Origin of the sequence: uncultured Campylobacter sp., from assembly GCF_937890585.1 — a bacterium.
Taxonomy (GTDB): domain Bacteria; phylum Campylobacterota; class Campylobacteria; order Campylobacterales; family Campylobacteraceae; genus Campylobacter_A.
The window spans coordinates 1-18,657 of the sequence record NZ_CALACG010000104.1 but is presented as its reverse complement, the minus strand read 5'-3'; the positions used below and the strand labels follow the sequence as shown (position 1 = coordinate 18,657).

Genomic DNA, 18,657 nt, shown 5'->3' with positions numbered 1-18,657 from the left:
GGGAGTGAGCGATAAAAAAGAAAAAATTTATCCCGCCACATCAAATTTCATATAAATTTTAAAAAGAGCTTGCGAAAGGTTAAATTTGCTAGGTAAGGTAAATTTAGATATGGCAGTTCTAAACCGATTTGTTAGCAACCTTTTTATTAATAGCAATATTGAAAAAGGCAAAAAGCAAGATCAGTCTTGGCAAGGAATTAAAATTTAACCGCATAAAACTAACAGCCTTGCCATAAATTTGACGCAAATTTATATCCTCCTAGCCAAAAGCAATCATCTACCTAAATTTAGCACAATCACAAGATCAAATTTGAGCTTTATTTTTAAGCTCAGCCACCCTAGCCTTTGCAGCCTGCGTGATATCGTCCTCGTAGTCATAGAAGTTAAAGGTCGCTCCGTGCTGAAAAAAGCCGTTTAGTATGTCGCCGCTTTGGCGGTTTTTCAGATCAAGCTCGGCCACCTTAAAGCCGTCATTTGTCGCGCAAAATTCTTTTAGTCTAGCTGGCGCCTCTTTTAGCTTGGTAAATAAAAAGCAGTATCCATCGCCGCCGTTTCGCCCCACTCTACCGCGCAACTGATGAAGTGTGGCAAGCCCTAGCCGCTCAGCGCCCACGATTACGATAGTATTTAGACTTGGTAGCGAGATACCGACCTCAACAACCGTCGTTGAGAGCAAAATTTCGCCCTCTTCTCTAAACCGCCTTAAAATTTCCTCTTTCTCTTTGTCCTTGCCGTGCGTGACGAAGACATTTTTGAAATTCTTTAGCCAAAAGCCCTGCGCCTCGCTTAGACTTTGGTAGTTTGAGCTCTCGCTACTCTCAACTAGCGGATAGATGATGGCTACTTGAAAGCCGCCTGCAAGCTGCTTTTTGATGTGAGTTAGCAAAAAGCCAAACTCGCTAGCGCCTAAAATTTGGCTCATTATATTTTTCTTAAACGGCATCTGCTTTAAAAAGCTAAAATTTACGATCTCAGACTGGATCAAACTAAGCGTCCTAGGTATGGGCGTAGCTGAAAACTGCACGAAATTTGCTCGCTCGTCCTCGCTTGAAGCCAGCTCTTCTATCTTTTTGCGCTGATTTGAGCCAAAGCGGTGCTGCTCATCGACCATAACAAGCGGCGAGTTTGGCAGCTCGTGAAAGAGCAGTGCATGCGTGCCAACGATCAAATTTGCCCCGCTAAAGTCTATCTTTTTCTCCCCGCTTCGCACGAGCATCACATTCATAAAAGGCGGCAAAAGCCTCTTTGCTTCATTATAAATTTGCTCGCTTAAGATGCTCGTTGGCGCCATCAAAATGGCACTTTGCGGATAGACGCTAAGAGCAGCTGCTAGGATAACAAGCGTCTTGCCACTTCCCACGTCGCCCATTATGACGCGCCTTTTTGCCTGCACGGCACTAAGGTCGTCTCTGATGTCATTTATCGCATTTAGCTGATCATTTGTCGGCGTAAATGGCAAGCCATTAAGCCAAGAGCTTATGTCAAAAAGCTTGATCTTTGGGCTTTTAAAGTAGGTTTTTTTCGCACTTAGCTTTTTTATGTAGTTAAAAATTTCTACAAATTTTAAAATTTCAATGCCCTCGCCCTCGTTTTTTAGGCGGTATAAAATTTGCACGCTTTGCTCATCTAGCCTTTGCAGATCGGCTAGAAATTTAGCTTCTTTTTCATTTAAGCCCTCAGACATTAAATTTTGTAAATTTAGATATTTTAAGATGAGTTTTTTTAGCTCTTCGTCTTTTAGCTCGGTCTTAAATTTAGGCACGATCTGGCCTATTTTTGTGGTGATTTTTGGATTTACTATCTGCCACGAGCCAAAGGCGTGCGAGCAAAGCCCATATATCGCCATCTCTTTGCCGACCTTAAAAGCGCCGTAATGCCAAGACTTTGCGTTAAAAATGACGATCTTTACGCTACTTTGCCACTGCTCGCAAAAGGCAAGTGCTGTCAGCATGCCAGGGCGCGAGGCGAGCGAAGTGATCTTTACATTTATGCAGACCTGCCCTTCTCTTGGGCTCTTAGCGATCATCGTATCCTCAAAGCCCTTTGGCAACACTAGAGCAAGGTCAAGCAGGCTAAGCACGCCTATTTTTAGAAGTTTTGCTCTGTCGCTTGCTTCAAATTTCATTTTTTAGGACGCAAAAACTTAGCTCGTTTATCTCTGCGTGGGCTTTTATGAAGCTATTTAGCTCGTTTAGCGAAAGGGCTGAAATTTTATCAAGGTCCTTTAAAAATGCCCCAAGCTCGCCATGTTCGTAAAACTCGCCTTGCGCGATGTCAAGGCGTTTAAATAGCGTCTCAAGTCTAAGCGGCAACGAGCCAAGTAAAAATTTCTTCGCCTGCTCAAGCTCAGCTTTGCTAACGCCTTTTTTACTAAATTTTAAAATTTCCTCTTTTATAACGGCGATCGCCTCATCTTTTTTCTCATTTTTTGTCTGCATGTAGCCGTAAAGCTGGCTGTAAGAGAGATTTAGCAAATTTCTAGCGTAGGCGCTGTATGCAAGCCCTCTTTTCACGCGGATTTCCTCCATGAGCCTCGAGCCAAAGCCGCCCTCGCCTAAAATAAATGTCGCCACTGCGGCCTTGTATTTCTCTTCAGGTTTTACGTTAAATGGCGCGCCAAAGTAGATGTATGCCTGCTCGCTTTGTCTGATGATCTCGCTGCTTTCGCATTTATCGCTTGGACTAAAGCGCTCTAGCTTTCGCACCTTGCCAGGTTTTAAAATTTCTAAAACGTTAGCCAGCTCTTTTGTCTGCTTCTCGTCGATGTCGCCACCAAGCACGCAAAGCAAATTTGAAAGGTCTAAATGCTCATTTAAAAATTTCCTTACATCTTCAAGCGTGATCGCTTTTATGCTCTTTTTAGTGCCGATACTAGGCTCTGAAAGCACGCTTTTTGGGTATAAAAGCTCAAAGAGCCCCTGCCTTGCCACGTAGTCAAAGTCGTTTTCATTTGATGCGATCTCGCCAAGTGTGACGGTTTTGCACCTATTTAGAATTTCTTCTGTTAAATTTGGAGCGCTTATAAGCTCTTTTAGTTTGCCACACGCAAAGGCAAAGTGCTCTTTTAGGCAGTTTAGGTCTATGCAAAATGTCTCAAAGCCGCAGCTTGCATTTAGGCTGATAGCCCTTACTTCAAGCTCTTTGGCAAATTTAGCCGAGCCTAACTTCATATCGCCTTCGTTTAGCAAATTTGCACTAAGTCTTGCTAGGCCTGCAAGCTTGCCATTTTGTGAGCTACCAGCTGCTTTAAAAACTAACTTCAGGCTCACTACTGGCATCGCTTTTGAGCTTTCAAAAACGACTGGGATTTTTACATTTTTTACATTGATATCTAAAATTTTCATCTAAAATTTCTCCAAAATATCGTAGTTTGTGTTGCGCTTAGCTGGGATTTCTCCGACATCTTTTATAAGCTCGATCATCTGGTCTTGATTCATCCTAAAGCTTGCTCCTGCGGCCTTTACGACGTTTTCCTCCATCATTGTGCTACCAAGGTCGTTTGCGCCAAAAAGAAGCGCCAGCTGGCCTACATAGCTGCCCTGCGTGACCCAGCTGCTTTGGATATTTTTAAAGTTATCCAAAAAGAGCCTTGAAACCGCAAGAAGCCTTAGATAGACGTTTGAGCTTTGCTTTTTGATCTCTGGGAATTCTTGCATGAGCTTTGTATTTAGCCCTTGAAAGCTCCAAAGTATAAATGCCCTAAATCCAGCCGTTTCATCTTGTAAATTTCTGATGTGCTCCCAGTGCTCCACGATCTCACGAGTGCTCTCAACCGTGCCAAACATCATCGTCGCAGTCGTTTTCATGCCAAGTTCGTGCGCCTCTTTGTGTATGCGAAGCCAGTCTGCGGTGTCGCATTTTTTTGGGGCGATGATGTCACGCACCCTGTCACTTAAAATCTCCGCTCCAGCTCCTGGCATCGAGTATAAGCCCTTTTCATTTAGGCGTCTTAAGACCTCTTTTGTAGAAATTTTTGAAACTCTTGCGATGTAGTCGATCTCAACGGCAGAAAAGCCATGTATCGTGATGCTTGGATAGTGCTTGCTGATGTAGGCGACAAGCTCCTCGTACCACTCGATCTTTAGCTTTGGATGAACGCCACCTTGAAATAAAATTTGCGTGCCGCCAATGGCTATTAGCTCCTCGATCTTCTTGCCTATCTCCTCAAAACTTAGCACATAAGCGTCTTCCTCTTTTGCGTGGCGGTAAAATGCGCAAAATTTACAATCCACCCAGCAGACGTTTGTATAGTTGATGTTGCGATCTACGATGAAGGTTGTTATGCCCTCTGGATGAAGCTCTTTTTTTCTAGCTAGCGCCATCTTGCCAAGCTCGTAAAGCGGTGCATTTTCTATAAGATCAATGGCTTCATTTACACTAAGTCTTTTCAAATTTAACCTTTTATTTTGCTTATTTTTGGGCGAGAGTTTAGCCAAAAATGCTTTTAAATATGATAAATCAGGCGTTATGAAAAATTAATTTTTAAAGGCTAAAATGTGAGAAATTCTTTAAAGGAGAGAGTTATGAAAAAGGTGATATTTGCCGTTATCTGCGGATTATTTTTAGTTGGTTGTGCTAAAAACGAGCCAAAGCCAGCCAAGCCACAAGGTGCAAGTTGCGGATGTGCTCATCATCAAAAAATGATGCAAGAAAATATGCCAAGCTGCCCTCATCACGGCATGCAAGGGGCGATGCATGGGCAAATGCCAGCAGGCTGCCCAGCCCACGCAAAATAGATAAAGTGCCAAATGGCACTTTATTTTAGTATAACCTTGTCGCCTTTAGTGCCTAAAACCTGCACTTTTTCGCCATTTTTTAGCCCTCCGTCATACTTCCAAAGAGTGCCTTTAAAATAGACCATATTTTCTCTGATCTCGCCAACGCCTGGCTCATCTAAAAACTCTTCGTTAAAGCTCTCTTTTTTAGCCATAAATTTACTCTTTAAAGGCGCTTTTAAGAGCACAAGCAAGATAATGGCAAGTGCTGCAACACCTAAAATTTGATATGGCCACTCAAAATTAAAGCCAAAATTTACCGCCCCAACAATGATAAAAGCGACGCCAAAAAAGAGCAGATAAAACGAAAATAGCATAAGCTCAGCCACGCACAAGAGCGCGCCTATGGCTATCATTATAAAAGGACTTATCACGCCTTATCCTTAGCTAAGAAATTTTTTAAAACGCTAAGTGAGCCAATTAGCTCAGTCGCCTCATAAGGGACTAAAATTTTATCTTTTGAGCTATTTTTAGCTAGCTCGCTAAACGCCCCTACTCTATCACGAGCGAGAAGAAATTCAGCCGCATTTGCGTTTTTGCTCATGCTGTCATTTATCATATCCATAGCCTCTTTTTGAGCCGTTGCGATGGCGATTTGCTCGTATTTTTTCGCATCAGCCATACGCTCTATCGCCTCTGCTTGAAGCACTTTTTCTTGTTTTAGCGCCTCTGCGTTTCGGATTAGCGCCTCTTTTTCAGCCAAGGCCTTTAGCTCGATCGCGCGCTTTTCACGCTCAGCTTTCATCTGCATATTCATCGCCTCTTCGATGCCAAGTGGGACAGAAATTTCAGAAATTTCCACACGCATGATCTTTACGCCCCAGTTGCCAGCTGCGTCGCCAAGAGCCACTTGAAGTGCGGCATTTAGGCGGTCACGTGAGCTTAGCGTATCGTCAAGATTCATCGCGCCTATCTCGCCACGAAGCGTTGTCATGGCTAAATTTGCAATGGCGCGCTTGTAGTTATCGACATTATAAACCGCCATTTTTGCGTCAAATACCTTTAAAAAGACGATACCATCGACACTAATATTAACATTATCTTTTGTGATGACTTGCTGTTTTGTGATATCAACAAGCTGCTCTTTTATAGTTATGATCGCTCTTATCTGATCGACAAATGGGATGATGATATGAAATCCCCCGTCAAGCACCTTGTGAAATTTACCAAGACGCTCTATCAGCAGGTTGTCTGCTTGCGATACGATCTTGATGCCAGCTTTTAAAAACAAAAATGCAAAAATAACCAAAACAACGACTAAAACGCCAAATGTCTCAACTTGCATCTTCTCTCCTTTCATTTATAATTTGTTATTTTCTTAAGTATTATAATACATTTTTAAATTTTATCTTTTAAAAAGGATCAGCATGAAAAATTTTATCTTTGCACTAAGTGCGGCTCTACTTTTAGCAGGTTGCGCTACGTCAAACCAAAGCGCGAGCGTCCCACAAGGCAAATGTGAAGTAAAAGGTAGCTGCATGGCTCCAGTAAGCAGCATCGAGGGCACTTACAAGGCGTTTTTACCTTGCGCTAGTTGCATGGGCATAGACTCAACCCTTACGCTTAAAAAAGACGGCACATTTGAAAGTGTGATGAACTACAAGTCAAAAGACAACTACAAAGCCGTTAGTAAGGGCAAATACTCAGTCAAAAATGGCGTTATCACAACAGTTGATGAGTATAAAGAGAAGAGTTTTTATAAGATCGAGGGAGAGAGCCTAAAGATGCTTGACATGGATCAAAAAGAGGTCACTGGCGAGCTAAAAGACAAGTACATCTTCAAACGCGTAAAATAAATTTTAAAGGCAAAATGATATAATTTTGCAATTTTTAAGGAGTTGCAAATGAAATATCTTTTTGCCATACTTATCTCATTTTTCATCATTGGCTGCGCGAAAAATGAAAATTTAAAGCCACAAAATCAAGAACAAACACAAAAATCAAAAGAAGAAAAACCACTTCTTAGAGACGAAAAACCCAAAAAACCAGAAAAACTCATACTTTCAAACTCTATCTACAGCAGCTTTTACACCATACTGCCGTGCTCAAACTGCGAGGGCGTAAAGACTATCTTAACTCTAAATAAAGACAAAACCTACACAAAAACTATGCTTACGATGGATAAGGCAGCTACCTTGGTAGAAAAAGGCGGCACTTTCGATGTCGATGAGAGCGCTATCGTGCTAAAAGATGAAAGTGGCACACTTAGCTACTTTGTGCCAAACAAAAACTCACTTCTTCAGCTTGATGATAAGAAAAATAAGCGAGTTGGCGTGCTAGCTCAAATTTATAACTACGAGCCAGTAAATAAGGCTTATAAAGATAGTTTTTTTGCTAGATTTTCTAAATTTAAAGACAAAAATGGCTTTTTAGAGCTTGTGCTTGTGCCTAGCAAAAACGGCGCAAAGATAAGCTTTTACTCATCGCTAAAAGATGGCTCGCCACTTTGTAAATTTAACTCAGAGCTGCTTTATGACAAGGGCATTTTTTACCTTTTGGATGAAAAAGGCGTGGCTTTAAGCGTGCATAAAACCGCTAACGACATCTTCATAATCGCAAACAATAAAATTTGCAAAAATGCTCACATAAGCGGACACTACAAAAGAGAAAAAGGCAGATCTAGCCTCTTTGGCAAGGGCTTTTTTGCAAAACTTACAAACGAGTCAGCAAATGCTGATGTGATGAAATTTTATGGCGCAAAAAACATAAAAAGAGACAATACAAAAAAAGAAAATAGCTACATCGTCACAAGTAAAAACGAGAGAATTTTTGAATACACCTTGCTAAATGGCATCATTACAAGCATCGAAATTTACTCAAATGAGTTTAAAACTCCAGAAAACATCAGCCTAAAGTCAAATTTCAAAGATATAAAAAACGCACTTGTCATCTCTAAATTTCAAAGCGACGCAAACAATATCTATCTAAAAATAAACAGCCACGATATGCTCATAAAGCTTAAAAATCCGCTCGCACAAGAGATAACAAACTTAAGCCAGATACCAGACGAGGCGCAAATAGAGCAGATAACTCTGATGTGGAACCAGTAGTTTGAAAGAGTATCTTAAGCTTTTAAAGGATGAGAGAAATTTCCGCCTTTTAAGCATCATCCAGCTCATGTGCTACTTTGGTGTGTGGTTCTCGCACACTGGCATCTTTACGCTACTTATCTCGCTTGACGCTCCTGTTTGGGCGCTCACGCTAAGTGCGGCGATGGCATTTATCCCAGGTGTTGTCATCGCTCCATTTAGTGGCATTTTGGTGGATAAATTTAGCCCAAAACCTATGCTTGTGATCATGATGTCGGTTGAAACCATAAGCGTTTTTATGCTGCTTTTTATAAACTCACTTGATTTTTTATGGCTACTTTTGCTTATCATTTTTATTAGAAACGGCGTTGGCGGGATGTATTTTCAAGTCGAGATGAGCGTGCTGCCAAAAATTTTAAGTAAAGAGAGCCTAAAGCTTGCAAACGAGATCCACTCGATCATCTGGGCTGTCTCATACACCGCTGGCATGGGACTTGCAGGCGTTTATATACACTTTTTTGGCATCAAAAGCGCATTTTTGCTTGACGGAGCTCTTTACCTTTGCAGTTTTGGCTTTTTATATTTTTTAAAGCTAGACGAGCTAAAGCCAGAATTTATAGAAAAACCTCTAAAAATGCTAAAAAATGGGCTTAAATATCTAAAAGAAAATAGGCTCATCGTGCATCTTATATTTTTGCACGCCTTTGTTGGCATCACAGCTTATGACGCGTTGATCGCGCTTCTAGCCGATTATAAATACGCAAATTTACTCTCAACCTCGCTAGTTATTGGCCTATTAAACGCCTCAAGGTCGATCTCGCTTATGTTTGCGCCAGCCTTGCTTAGTAAATTTATAAATAAAAAAACGCTCATCTACATTTACATCGGTCAAGGAGTTGGCATCATCATCTGGGCGCTCTCTTTGCAGAATTTTTATCTCTCGCTAATTGGCATCATCTTTGCTGGATTTTGCACGTCAAGCCTTTGGAGCTACACCTACACGTTACTTCAGCAAAACTGCCAAAAAGAGTTTTACGGCAGAGTGATCGCGTATAATGATATGGTTTTTCTTGGATTTAGCGCGCTTATCTCATTTGCGATCGGCTTTTTATACGAGCTTGGACTAAGCGTGGAGATGATCGCAGCCTTCATGGGAAGCCTCTTTTTCGTTGGAGCGATCTACTACCGCATAGTATTTAAAAACTATAAGATAAAGTAAATTTACCTTTTAAAAAGGCGTATGATAAATTTAAGTATATTATAGACAATACCGAGTGTGCCTGTGATAGTAAAGCCCTCATCACTCTCTTTTTTCTTCTCAATAAACCAGTCCCTAACTTTTTTAGGCTTAATGTAGCCCTTTTTTAAAGTCACGTTGCCGCTTGGATGTGCTAAATTTTGATTTTTGTAGCTCTCTTTAACTATTGCGCTACCATTTTTTGAAATTTCTACCTTCCCGCCGTTACTATCCTCCACCATAAAATTTCCATCTTTTAGCGGCACTACTTTGATATCATTTTGGCTAAATTTCTCCTCGCCGCCCATATCTTGCCATTTGCCATTTATCTTAACCATGTTTTTAACGACAGTTGAGCCCTCTTTAAAGACCCTAAGATCGCTTGGCTCTAGCGGAATTTCTATTTTTTTATCACCACCGATAAATACTGAGCCACCATCTGTTGAAATTTCTATTTTATTATCGCCATCATTTATCACAAATGCCCCATCTTCTGATGGCACGATCTTATTGTTATCCTTGTCGAAAAACTCGCTCTTTGCATTGACGCTGCCACTATTTGCCTCTATCTCATGCCATTTGCCACCTATCTCAACCATATTTTTAACCACGGTCGTACTTTTGACATCATCAAATTTTATAGGGATCTCTACTTTGTTGTCGCCGTCAATGACTACTTTAACACTATCTTTTGAAATTTCTACATTATTTTTAGGCTCATCTTTTTTAAGACCAACAACGTCAAAATCGCTACTCTCACTGGCATTAGGCTCTTTGCCACTAGTGTCTATCTCAAAGCTTTTGCCATTTACCTTAACCATTGCAAGGCCGTTACAAAAGTCGCTCGCATCGTCAAATTTACACCTGGTCACCTGCTCGCCATTTTTATCTATAAAGCCAAATTTGCCAAATTTCTTAACTCTAGCCAGCCCTTCACAAAAGTCGCTCGCATCGCTAAAATTGCATGCAATAACCTGCTCGCCTACTTCGTTTATAAAGCCATAAGCTCCAAATTTTTTGATCCTAGCTAGGCCCTCTTTAAACTCGCCAACAACCTCGTAAGCCTGCTTCATTTTTACCGCCTTTTTTGAGACTATTTTATCAACATTCCTTAAAAAAAACTACTAAATTTAAGATAAAAAGAGAGAGTGCAAGAGCCTAAGCCCTTGCGATTTTATAAAAATACTGGGATATGTGTGTGTTGTAAGAAAAATCTTGACGTTCCGCCAAGCACCATCTCCATAAGTCCGTTTTCGCCGTGTCTGCCAGCTACGATAAGGTCGATATTTCTATCATTTGCCGCCTTTAAGAGCGCCTCGCCTGGTATCGTCGTAGTAGCGATGACGTCAAAGGTCGCAGAGATGCCATGCACTTTGAAGTACTCTTCAAGCTTTTTAAGGCTTAGCTCAGTATTCTCGCCAAGGCTAGCTTTTGAGGTGATGCACTGAACGCTTTTTGCCTTTTTCAAAAGATCGATCGCTCCTGTTATAGCTCTTGCGTTTTGGGTAGTGCCAGTCCAGCTTACAAGGATGTTATCAGCCTTAAATTCACGCATCTTTCTAGGGATCACGATCGCATTTTTGCCGCTTTTTATAACCGCAGCTTCAAATGTACCTGTGATCTTGCCATCAAGCGGCACAGCAGCTACGACTAGATCGCAGAATTTACTCTCTTGCTCAACTATGGCGCTTCTCTTTCCGCTATGGATAGTGAAATTTGCAGTGCAGACATCTTCGATAACATCGCTAGTCACCTTTATGCCAAGCTCTGAGCAAATTTTATTAAAAATTTTCTCGTTTTCTTCATGCTCTACGGCAAGCTCTGTTTTGGCTGATTTTAGAAATTCCTCAAAAAGCACTCCGCCACGAAGTGTCATTTTCATGTTGTAAACCACGCTTGGGTCAAGCTGGCAAGTTAAAATTTCCATATGAGTGTTAAACCACTGCGCGACTTTTAGAGCACCATAAATTCTTGGCTCGATATCTTCTCCTGCTCCTATTGGGAAAAGCAACTTTTTGTATTTCATCATCTATCCTTTAAAATTTATTCAACCAAAGAGAGCGAAATTTTATTTCCTTTTTGCTCGCTCACACACACTTTTACCTGATCGCCTACGTTTAATGGGCTCTTTATCTTTGAGATATGAAGTAGCCCGTCAACTCCGTCTTTTAGCTCGATAAATACGCCAAAATCAACCACGCTTTTTACGCTTCCTGTAAATTCATCGCCTATGTTAAATGTCGGTTTGACACGATCTTTGTCATGTTTAAACGGCTTTTTGCCAAATGAGCGAGAGTTCTCTTTTGAAGTGATCGAGATGATGTAGTCTTTTGCTGCATCGACATTTTTCTTAGCGCCACCTGCGATTTTAACCTCGCCTTTTTCTCTATCAAGGTCGATCGAAACTTCAAATTTCTCGATGATCTCTTTTATAGTCTTGCCAGCTTGACCGATGATATCTACGATCTTGCTTGGATCGACGTTAAATAGTTCAAGTTTTGGCAATACATCTTCGTTTATCTCTATATTTTTATCAGCCTGTGTCATTAGAGCAAGGATGTGCTCTCTGCCGCGTTTTGCTTGACAAAGCGCCTCTTTTAGCACCTCTAGGCTGATGCCTCCAAGCTTGATGTCCATCTGAAGCGCTGTGATGCCATCACTTGTGCCAGCAACTTTAAAGTCCATATCGCCGTCGTGGTCTTCAAGTCCCATGATGTCAGTTAAAACTGCGTGCTTATCGCCTTCAAATATAAGACCCATAGCAACACCTGCAACTAGTTTTTGGGTATTGACCCCAGCAGCTCTAAGTGCGAGTGAACCACCGCAAACACTAGCCATCGAGCTTGAACCGTTGCTCTCTAAAATTTCTGAAACAACTCTTATCGTATATGGAGAAGCTAGATCGATACTTGGTGCAAGGGCGCGTTTGGCTAAATTTCCATGTCCAAGCTCACGCCTGCCTGGAGCTTTAAGTGGGCTTGCTTCGCCTACGCTAAAGCCTGGGAAATTGTAGTTAAACATAAATTTCTCAACCAAAGGAGCTTTTTCAGTAAGGATATCATACATCTGAGCGTCGCTATCTGTGCCAAGTGTGGCGACAACTAGCGCTTGGGTTTGCCCTCTTGTAAAGAGGCATGAGCCATGAGCGTTTGGAAGGACATTTGTCTCGATGCTAATAGGTCTAACCTCTTCAAGCCCGCGTCCGTCGGCTCTAACGCCCTCGTTTATGATCTGCTCTCTTACTATTTTCTTTTTATATTTACCAAGTACATTTGAGATAACAGCCTCGTCCCAGCCCTCTTTTTGAGCTACCTCATCGCTTGAAATTTGTTTAGCGATCTTGCCAAGCTCGCTTGCACGCTCGCTCTTTGCCATTTGATTGATCGCATTTTTAACCTCTGCTTTATAAAATTTATCGATGTAAATAGCGATATTTTCGTTTTCTATCTCAGGTTTTAGCTCAAGTGCGGCGTCTTCTTTTTTATGCTCTTTAAACGCCTCTTCGTAAGCGCTACTAGCTCTTAGTATAGCCTTGCCAGCAAAGTCGATCGCCTCAACCATCTTATCTTCACTAAATTCATTCATCACTTGCTTTTGCGCCATGCTATCGCTTAGGCTTGGATCTATCATCGGCTCTATCGCTACCATCGGTATGAGCTGCGTAGTTTGCTGAGGCAAGCTTCTCATCTCGATCATCAAAAGCTCATCTTTTGTGCCAGCCACATATAGGTCGATCGCGCTTTGTTTTAGCTCAGAGTTGCTTGGGTTTATAACAAATTTTTCATCTATATAGCCAACTCTCACACCGCAGACTGGGCGATTTACTGGGATGTCACTAAGATAAAGTGCAACTGAAGCTGCATTTAGCCCAACAACTTGCAGATCAACCTCAGGATCAGCCGAGAGCACCATAACAACGATCTGTGTTGGGTATGCGTAGCCTTTTGGGAAAAGTGGGCGAAGCGATCTATCTATGATACGAGCTGTTAGCGTCTCAAAGTCGCCTGGCTTGGTCTCGCGCTTGACGTAGCCCCCAGGGATCCTGCCAGCTGCGTAGGCCTTTTCGATGTACTGCACAGTTAGAGGTAAAAAGTCCTCCTCAACTTGCACATCTTCTCTTGCAACAGTTGCTAAAACGACGGTATTTTTCACCCTTAAAAGCACCGCTCCACTAGCTTGTTTTGCTACTTTATTAAGGTCAAAAATTTCGACCTGATTGTTTACTTCTATACTATATTGCATTATTTTTATCTCCTTGTTGTTTTTGTAACGGTAAATAGTGAGGGCTCTCTTCTAATATCGACATGATAAGCTCGCTCGTGGTCTCGATCTTTTTCTCGTAGTACGAATCCACATCGATAAAGTCAGCGATCTTGTTTATCGTGTAAATTTCATCGACCATATCATTTAAATTTGCAAAGACATCAGTGGCGATCACTGGCGTTGCGTATGAGATGGATTTTACCTTCACATCAAGCAATGTCTTTATACAAATGAGCGCTGTCATGCCTGTCTCACACCCCTCATCGATCAGTAAAATATTTTTGTCCTTTAACTCTCCTATCAAATTTCCTTTTCGGTATTTATAAACGTTTTTTAAAATTTTCTCTTCATATTGTCTATGCGCTTCGCCGTAGATGTAGTCGTAGCTTATGCCAAAGGCCTTTATCAAAGGATCATTTAGCACGATATCCTCTGTCTCGCTAACTATCGCGACGTCACACTCGTTGTTATTTGGCGCAGGTATTGGCTCGCTAAAGAGCATCTCATAGCTTAAATTTAACCCCTTGCAAACCACATCTGTTAAGATAACCGACTCAAGCGACATGCAAACAACGATAGTCTTTCTATCTGCAAGCTCCTTTTTAGGCAAGATCTCGATAAGCTTGCTGGCTGCGTCAAGTTGGTCTTTAAATTTAACTATCGCCATTATCTGCCATCTTAGTTTTCGCTTGAAGAGCTTGTACTGCTGCTTTGCGAGAAGTCATAGTGCAAGCCACCCATTGGGTAAAAGCTGATAGTAAAATAGACGCCATTTGACTTAGTCGAAGCAGAACCGCTTGTCGTTGTTGTTGGCTCGATATCTCTTTGATAGATAAGGCCGTAGTTCCAGCACTTTCTATGATGTAGTAGGCCAACTCTCCAGCTCTTTGTATAGCTCCTTTCAAGGTCGTATTGCCAGCCGCCGATCACGCTATATTGGTGTGGTAGTTTGACGCCAGCACTACTTGTAAAGTAGCTATCTTTTTCGCTAGTCTCGTTTTTCTTCATAGTATGAAGCATATTTATCCAAAATCTATCATGCGTATATGAAAAACCGCTTTGAAGCTTTTTAAATTCTTTATCTCTGTGCGAATACTCGAGCTTGTTATAAAGGCTTAAATTTTCAAATGGATATAGATAGATCGCATTTTTTAAATTTGAATACTCATCCTCTTTTGTATAGTATCCTTGAGAAATGCTGTGTTTTAAGACCTTTCTGCCACTGCCATTAAAGAAATACTGCGTCAAATATCCAGAAACTTCCTCTTTGCTCTGCTCTTGAGCTAGGAAATTTTCATACTCATTTAGATATTTGTCGTAGATAAACTCATCGTCCAAATTTCCCTTTCTATATCCTGGCAGCAAGTACTCTGCACCAAAATTTAGAGTGTGATAAAAGCTCTCATAGGCCTTTGCAAGGTCTGTGTGAAGGGTAAATTTATGATAGTTGTTTATAAAATTTGTGTGCTTATCTTCTCTTGTGTCATCAAGCGCAATGATCTTGTTGTCGTAGTTTATCCTTGATGCGTAGAGATACTCGTAAAATGAAAACGTTAGGCTCTCATCAAATAGCGGCACATGCACCGAAGCTGGCAGCGTAAATTCATACTGCGTCGCCTTTACGCCGATCTTTCTATCATATCTATGTGACTGAAGGTCGAGCGAGTACAAGATATTTGGCAAAAATAGATCATTTGTAAATTTATGATACTGAAGCGATGGAAGCTCTTGAAGCGTATCTTTGTTCTCGTTTTTAGAGCCGATTTTCTCGGTGTCTATGTAGTATTTCGCATAGGCACCAAAGTAGTGATCGTCATTTGCGATGAAGTAGTTAAATTTAGAGGTTACAAGCGAGTCATAGTCATCGTCTCTGCCCTTTAAATTTAGATAGTCTATATCATTTAGCTTGGTTGCGTCGATCCACATACCTTCCTGCAGATCAGCCTCGCTTAGATATTTTATAAGCTTATCTCTTTCATATTTTAGCCCAACACCTTTGTGGGTTTTGTTTTTTAGCTCGGCACTGTTTGAGGTCTTGCTAGTTTGCTTGTCACGGTATCTTTGCTTGTCGCTAAACATACCAAAACTGATCTCACCTTTAGAATCAGGCGACTCGGTAAATCTAAACGCCCCGTAAATTCCAGTTCCCCTGCTCGTTCTTATCTGCGGATCAAGCTCGAAGTCCCACTCATTATAAGGGGCAAAATATACTGGCTGCTTGTAGTAAAACCCCTCTGATTTACTATATCCAAGGTCAGGCGGCAAAAGGCCTGTCCTTCTTGTAGTATCAGTCGAAAAGCCAAAATATGGCAGGTAAAAAACCGGCACATTTGCTATGCGAAAGACTGGGTTAAAAAGGTGCAGAAATTTACTCTCTTTATTTAGCATAGCCGTGCTTGAAGTGATGGTCCAGTCAGGGTCTTGGACGTTGCAGCTTGATACCATAGCCTTTTTAACTCTGTAATACTCACTATCAGAGCTGCTCTCGTCGCTCCTCATCCAAACTTCCATATCTTTATTCATCATAAAAAGCGACTCAAAGGTGCTGTCGTTGTTTTTTAAATTTAGCTTTGCGTAGTTTGAGCGCGAAACTTCGCTCTTGCCCTTCATCATATTGACGTTGCCAAAGAGCTCGATGATAGAGTTATTTTGGTCATACACCGCGCAATCAGCCGTCACAAGGTAGTCTTGAGAGTAGACGACAACGTTTTTATTTGCCGTAACTATTCCCTTGTCTTGCTTCACATCATCAGCCAAAAGCTGCACGTCTTGCACTGCTGCACTTAAATTTAAAACACAAACCGGAACTAAAAATAAAATTTTATGCATTTATCACCACTGTTTTTGCTATTTTGTCTTGCCACGTCTGCCTTGCAGGGTTTGAGAGTGCCCACGCAAAGCCAAGGTAGAAGCAAGCTTCACTCACTGCCCTAAATACCGCTCTAGTAATGCTTGAAGCCAAATTTGGTCTATCTAAAACATCTACATTTAAACACATCGTTTTTGTCACCATCTGTCCGAGGCTTGCGCCATAATACCAAACAAAAAATGCGTGGTAGATGACCTTTAGAGCAAATATCTGCCAAAAGAAATTTATACTCAAATTTCTAGCGTCGTCATAGGTCGTGATCGCTGCAAATGCGTCCCAGTAGATGATCAAAAACAAAAATGTAACGATAAGCTCGTCCACTGAGTAGGCTAGCACTCTTTTTGTAAAAGGCGCAAGCGAAATTTCCTCTTTCTCGAGCCTTTCAACTATCTGCATGCTCATTTTAATGCCTGCCACGCGATATCTTTTCTAAAGTGCGCTCCGTCAAATTTGACATTTTCGCAAAGCTCATAGGCCTTATCACGTGCCTCTTTTATGCTCTTTGCAGTCGCCACGCAGACTAGCACTCTACCGCCATCTGCGTAAATTTCATCGCCCTCTTTGCTCACACCTGCGTAAGCTATATGGGCATTTTTTACATCATTTAAAACAGAAATTTTAGCCTTTGGGCTGCTTTTATAAGGATAGTTTTTGCTAGACATTACGACACCTACTGCAAATTCATCTTTTAAGCTGATAAGCTTTAGCTCGCCTTTTGCAGCATTTAGTAAAATTTCACTCAAATTTCCATCTATCAAAGGCATCAAGACCTCGCACTCAGGATCGCCAAATCTCACGTTAAATTCAAGCACATAAGGCTCATTTTTCACGATCATCAGCCCAACAAAAAGCACTCCACAAAACGGACTGCCCTCGTTTTTCATCCCTTTTAACGTAGGTTTTACCACCTCTTCTTCGACCCTTTTTACTAGCTCACTTGAAGCAAGCGGACTTGGAGCATATGCACCCATACCACCAGTATTTGGACCCTCGTCGTTATCAAGTAAGCGCTTGTGGTCTTGCGCCACTGGCAAGCTTACGAAATTTTCGCCGTCACAAATAGCAAAAAAGCTTAGCTCAAAGCCGTCCAAAAACTCTTCAACCACCACAAATTTACCAGCATCACCAAAGCTAGCTCCGCTTAGCATGCCGCTAACTGCCTCTTTGGCCTCCTCTTTAGAATTTGCTATGATCACGCCTTTTCCAGCGCAAAGTCCATCAGCCTTTACGACCATCGGAGCGCTTAGGGTATCAATAAATTTAAATGCTTTTTCTTTATCGTTTGTATTTAAATATTTTGCAGTTTTTATATTATTTCTAGCTAAAAAGTCCTTCATATAGGCCTTGCTAGCCTCAAGTCTAGCAGCTGCTTTGCTTGGTCCAAAGATGAGCAGGCCCTCTTCTTTAAAGATATCCACCACGCCTTCGCTAAGAGGCGCTTCAGGTCCCACGATAGTTAGTTCGATACTATTTTTTTTGGCAAAATTTGCTAGTTCATGAAAGTCTTTTATGTTTAAATTCTCGCCAAGGCGTGAGGTCGCACCATTTCCAGGCGCAAAGTATAAATTTATATCGTTTTTTTCACTTTTTAGCTTAAGAGCAATGGCGTATTCGCGGCCACCACTTCCTATTATGAGAATGTTCATATTATCTCCGTAAATTTAAAAACCCAAGTGGGCGTCGCATAGAAGAGTGGCCCATAAACAAAGCCAATCTTGCAAATAGATGGATACCAAAAGGTTGCAACTTCTCGCTGTTTAAGGCTCAAACGAAGCCACATCGCAAGGCACCCATACCTTTTCGCTAACAAAAAAGTGTTGGACCCCGTAAAATGCTGACTCGCTTCACTCAGGCTTAGAAATTATATAAATTTTTTGCTTAAAGTAACGTTTTGGCAAGTGCGATACAAGCGTTTATATCTTGGTTTTGGCTCACTATTGGCGTGGTAAATTTTAGCTCTTTTGCAGTGACCTTTCCGATGCTTATCGTCTGGTAGCTCTCGTCCCAGCCAAAATTACTAAGAAAATTTCTCACATTTATCGGAGATGCAAATATCAAAATGCTATTTTTTGGTGGTTTTAGCTCCATTTTGCAAGGGTTTAAGACGTTTTCGTAAGCGATGATCGCCTTTATATTTACGCCGCCATCTTGTAAAATTTCTAAGAAATTTGAAGCGCTGTCTTTACCTTTTAGATAAAGCACCTTTTTGCCTTTTAAAAGTGGCAAAATTTCTCTCGCAAAGTCATCTCCGTGTGCATTTTGCCCAGTGTAAATTTGAGTAAATCCAAGCCCCTTTGCAGCCGCCGCACAGCCACTTGCTATGGCAAAAACTGGTAAATTTTCTAGCGCGCTGATCTCATTAAATTTTAAAGCGTTAAAAGCGTTTTTTGAGGTTGCTACAAGCGCGTCATATTCGCTTAAATTTATCTCAAATTTCAAAAACTCGATCTTACTAACGCTTAAATTTATAACGCTCTCATCAGT

The 18,657-nt window shown here is 41.3% G+C and carries 17 protein-coding genes; 4 read left to right on the top strand and 13 right to left on the bottom strand.

Translation table 11 applies throughout. From position 1 onward, the window contains the following. Window positions 1-304: 304 nt before the first annotated feature. From recG to Q0296_RS02955, 3 genes are read right to left on the bottom strand one after another with little or no spacing between them, the layout of a single operon-like run. On the bottom strand, window positions 305-2,125 hold the full coding sequence (recG, locus tag Q0296_RS02965; RefSeq protein WP_298036359.1) for an ATP-dependent DNA helicase RecG: 1,821 nt from the start codon (window positions 2,123-2,125) through the stop codon (window positions 305-307). Further along, on the bottom strand, window positions 2,115-3,344 hold the full coding sequence (locus Q0296_RS02960) for a pitrilysin family protein (RefSeq protein WP_298036356.1): 1,230 nt from the start codon (window positions 3,342-3,344) through the stop codon (window positions 2,115-2,117). The genes recG and Q0296_RS02960 overlap by 11 nt, the downstream gene beginning before the upstream one ends. Further along, the gene (locus tag Q0296_RS02955) at window positions 3,345-4,391 is read right to left on the bottom strand and encodes a dehypoxanthine futalosine cyclase (protein WP_298036353.1); all 1,047 of its coding nucleotides are present in this window, start codon (window positions 4,389-4,391) and stop codon (window positions 3,345-3,347) included. 132 nt (window positions 4,392-4,523) lie between these two features. On the opposite strand from Q0296_RS02955, the gene Q0296_RS02950 reads away from it, so the two are divergent. After that, window positions 4,524-4,736 carry a hypothetical protein gene (locus Q0296_RS02950; RefSeq protein ID WP_103585611.1) on the top strand — a complete coding sequence of 71 codons (213 nt, stop codon included), beginning with the start codon at window positions 4,524-4,526 and terminating at the stop codon, window positions 4,734-4,736. A gap of 20 nt (window positions 4,737-4,756) precedes the next feature. Here the strand turns inward: Q0296_RS02950 and Q0296_RS02945 are convergent, their stop codons facing one another. Both Q0296_RS02945 and Q0296_RS02940 read right to left on the bottom strand, forming a co-directional pair. Beyond that, on the bottom strand, window positions 4,757-5,149 hold the full coding sequence (locus Q0296_RS02945) for a nodulation protein NfeD (RefSeq protein WP_298036349.1): 393 nt from the start codon (window positions 5,147-5,149) through the stop codon (window positions 4,757-4,759). Then, window positions 5,146-6,060, bottom strand: a complete 915-nt coding sequence (locus tag Q0296_RS02940; RefSeq protein WP_009294606.1) for a stomatin-like protein — start codon at window positions 6,058-6,060, stop codon at window positions 5,146-5,148. The genes Q0296_RS02945 and Q0296_RS02940 overlap by 4 nt, the downstream gene beginning before the upstream one ends. Before the next feature lie 82 nt (window positions 6,061-6,142). Here Q0296_RS02940 and Q0296_RS02935 point away from each other — a divergent pair, with 82 nt between their 5' ends. The 3 genes from Q0296_RS02935 to Q0296_RS02925 are packed head-to-tail and all read left to right on the top strand — an operon-like array spanning window position 6,143 to window position 9,023. Continuing rightward, entirely contained in the window at window positions 6,143-6,571 is a 429-nt protein-coding gene (locus Q0296_RS02935; protein WP_087582655.1) for a copper resistance protein NlpE, read from the top strand. Window positions 6,572-6,619: 48 nt separating this feature from the next. Then, window positions 6,620-7,825, top strand: a complete 1,206-nt coding sequence (locus Q0296_RS02930) for a copper resistance protein NlpE (protein ID WP_298036342.1) — start codon at window positions 6,620-6,622, stop codon at window positions 7,823-7,825. Window position 7,826: 1 nt separating this feature from the next. Next, complete coding sequence (locus Q0296_RS02925; protein WP_298036340.1) at window positions 7,827-9,023, top strand: MFS transporter; 1,197 nt, start codon at window positions 7,827-7,829, stop codon at window positions 9,021-9,023. 2 nt (window positions 9,024-9,025) lie between these two features. On the opposite strand, the gene Q0296_RS02920 is transcribed toward Q0296_RS02925, so the two are convergent. The 8 genes from Q0296_RS02920 to Q0296_RS02885 form a co-directional block, all read right to left on the bottom strand. Then, window positions 9,026-10,114 carry a WG repeat-containing protein gene (locus Q0296_RS02920; RefSeq protein ID WP_298036338.1) on the bottom strand — a complete coding sequence of 363 codons (1,089 nt, stop codon included), beginning with the start codon at window positions 10,112-10,114 and terminating at the stop codon, window positions 9,026-9,028. Between the two features lie 101 nt (window positions 10,115-10,215). Beyond that, window positions 10,216-11,067, bottom strand: coding sequence for a universal stress protein (locus Q0296_RS02915; RefSeq protein WP_298036335.1), 852 nt, complete (start codon window positions 11,065-11,067; stop codon window positions 10,216-10,218). 17 nt (window positions 11,068-11,084) lie between these two features. After that, window positions 11,085-13,283 (bottom strand): polyribonucleotide nucleotidyltransferase, encoded by a 2,199-nt coding sequence (locus Q0296_RS02910; RefSeq protein ID WP_298036332.1) that lies wholly within the window; start codon window positions 13,281-13,283, stop codon window positions 11,085-11,087. After that, the gene (locus Q0296_RS02905; protein WP_298036329.1) at window positions 13,273-13,971 is read right to left on the bottom strand and encodes a sodium:proton antiporter; all 699 of its coding nucleotides are present in this window, start codon (window positions 13,969-13,971) and stop codon (window positions 13,273-13,275) included. The genes Q0296_RS02910 and Q0296_RS02905 overlap by 11 nt, the downstream gene beginning before the upstream one ends. Before the next feature lie 11 nt (window positions 13,972-13,982). Then, window positions 13,983-16,133, bottom strand: a complete 2,151-nt coding sequence (gene lptD, locus Q0296_RS02900) for an LPS assembly protein LptD (protein WP_298036326.1) — start codon at window positions 16,131-16,133, stop codon at window positions 13,983-13,985. Further along, window positions 16,126-16,590, bottom strand: a complete 465-nt coding sequence (locus Q0296_RS02895; protein ID WP_298036324.1) for an RDD family protein — start codon at window positions 16,588-16,590, stop codon at window positions 16,126-16,128. Before Q0296_RS02895 ends, lptD begins: the two co-directional genes overlap by 8 nt. Beyond that, entirely contained in the window at window positions 16,572-17,819 is a 1,248-nt protein-coding gene (gene purD / locus Q0296_RS02890; protein ID WP_298036322.1) for a phosphoribosylamine--glycine ligase, read from the bottom strand. Before purD ends, Q0296_RS02895 begins: the two co-directional genes overlap by 19 nt. A 232-nt stretch (window positions 17,820-18,051) precedes the next feature. Further along, on the bottom strand, window positions 18,052-18,657 hold a 606-nt coding region (locus Q0296_RS02885; protein ID WP_298036319.1), incomplete at its 5' end, for a uroporphyrinogen-III synthase.